A 373-nucleotide genomic window follows, 5' to 3' on the forward strand; every position below is an offset into this window, starting at 1 on the left:
CCTGGAGGCGGCGCTGGGGGACGTGGTGGAGCGGCACGAGGCGCTGCGGACCGTGTTCCCCTCCCACGAGGGCGAACCCCACCAGCGGATCCTGCCTCCGCAGGACGCCCGTCCCGGTCTGGCCCTGCTCGAACCCGGCGCGGACGGGTGGGACGGAGCCCTCGACGCCGCGGTGCGGCACACGTTCGATCTGGAGCGGGACGTGCCGGTGCGGGCGTGGCTGCTGCGCGAGTCGGAGCGTGAGCACGTGCTGGTGCTGGTGGTGCACCACATCGCCGGTGACGGGTGGTCGATGGGTCCGCTGCTGCGGGATCTGGGGCGGGCCTACCGGGACCGGTCGCGGGGCGCGGTGCCGGACTGGGAGCCGCTGGAG

1 protein-coding gene is annotated in these 373 nt (G+C 75.1%); it reads left to right on the top strand.

The genetic code is table 11. The annotated features are described in order from the left end of the window. Window positions 1-373 (top strand): condensation domain-containing protein (locus tag ACFHWE_RS23760; RefSeq protein WP_416604107.1); only part of this gene is annotated, 373 nt, incomplete at both ends.

Origin of the sequence: Nocardiopsis sp. LOL_012, from assembly GCF_048060475.1 — a bacterium.
Lineage (GTDB): Bacteria > Actinomycetota > Actinomycetes > Streptosporangiales > Streptosporangiaceae > Nocardiopsis.